Below are 1,711 nucleotides of genomic sequence, written 5' to 3'. Positions count from 1 at the left end.
TCGTTGTCCTGCGACCCGACCCCTTGGGTGTTATAGGGTCAAGCCTCACGGGCACATTAGTACCGGTTAGCTCAACGCCTTGCAGCGCTTCCACACCCGGCCTATCAACCAGCTCGTCTTGCTGGGCCCTTCAGGAGGCTCAAGGCCTCGGGGATGTCTCATCTTGAAGGGGGCTTCCCGCTTAGATGCTTTCAGCGGTTATCCCGTCCGCACTTAGCTACCCGGCAATGCCACTGGCGTGACAACCGGAACACCAGAGGTGCGTCCACTCCGGTCCTCTCGTACTAGGAGCAGCCCTTCGCAAACATCCTGCGCCCACGGCAGATAGGGACCGAACTGTCTCACGACGTTCTAAACCCAGCTCGCGTACCACTTTAAATGGCGAACAGCCATACCCTTGGGACCGACTTCAGCCCCAGGATGTGATGAGCCGACATCGAGGTGCCAAACACCGCCGTCGATGTGAACTCTTGGGCGGTATCAGCCTGTTATCCCCGGAGTACCTTTTATCCGTTGAGCGATGGCCCTTCCATACAGAACCACCGGATCACTAGAACCTGCTTTCGCACCTGCTCGACGTGTCTGTCTCGCAGTCAAGCACCCTTGTGCTCTTGCACTCACTGCACGATGTCCAACCGTGCTGAGGGTACCTTCGTGCTCCTCCGTTACGCTTTGGGAGGAGACCGCCCCAGTCAAACTACCCACCACACACGGTCCTCGATCCGGATCACGGATCGGAGTGAGAACGCCAATGATGCCAGGCTGGTATTTCAAGGGTGGCTCCCCCCGGTCTGGCGACCGGGGTTCCAAGCCTCCCAGCTATCCTACACAAGCAACATCGGCGTCCAGTGTGAAGCTATAGTAAAGGTTCACGGGGTCTTTCCGTCTGGCCGCGGGTACACCGCATCTTCACGGCGATTTCAATTTCACTGAGTCTCGGGTGGAGACAGCGTGGCCATCATTACGCCATTCGTGCAGGTCGGAACTTACCCGACAAGGAATTTCGCTACCTTAGGACCGTTATAGTTACGGCCGCCGTTTACCGGGGCTTCGATCAAGCGCTTCGCCGAAGCTAACGCCATCACTTAACCTTCCGGCACCGGGCAGGCGTCACACCCTATACGTCCGCTTGCGCGTTAGCAGAGTGCTGTGTTTTTAGTAAACAGTTGTAGCCACCTGGTATCTTCGACCGCCTTCCGCTCCCCCCGCGTGGGGGTTCACGTACCGGCGGCGTGCCTTCTCCCGAAGTTACGGCACCATTTTGCCTAGTTCCTTCACCCGAGTTTTCTCAAGCGCCTGGGGATTCTCACCCTGACCACCTGTGTTGGTTTGGGGTACGGTCTCGCAGTATCTGAGGCTTAGAGGCTTTTCCTGGAAGCGTGGCATCGATGACTTCCAGCCCGTGGGCTGTTCGTCTCGTCTCTCGGCCTTGAACCACCGGATTTCCCTGATGGTTCAGCCTACGGACTTTCACCAGGACGACCGTCGCCTGGCTCACCTAGCCTTCTTCGTCCCCCCATCGCAATACTGTGAGGTACGGGAATATTGACCCGTTTCCCATCGACTACGCCTTTCGGCCTCGCCTTAGGGGCCGACTCACTCTGCTCCGATTAGCGTCGAACAGAAACCCTTGGTCTTCCGGCGAGGGCGTTTTTCACGCCCTTTATCGTTACTCATGTCAGCATTCGCACTCGTGATACCTCCAGCAGGC

General features: G+C 57.7%; 1 rRNA gene (only partly in view). It reads right to left on the bottom strand.

The window, feature by feature from the left end:
- Positions 1-34 precede the first annotated feature (34 nt).
- Positions 35-1,711 (bottom strand): 23S ribosomal RNA (locus RS027_RS13375); it runs 1,353 nt beyond the window's last position.

Origin of the sequence: Halomonas garicola, assembly GCF_031935715.1 — a bacterium.
In the GTDB taxonomy this organism is placed as follows: Bacteria; Pseudomonadota; Gammaproteobacteria; order Pseudomonadales; family Halomonadaceae; genus Vreelandella; species Vreelandella garicola.
The sequence above is the reverse complement of the archived record's forward strand: the minus strand, read 5'-3'. Positions and strand labels throughout refer to the sequence as shown.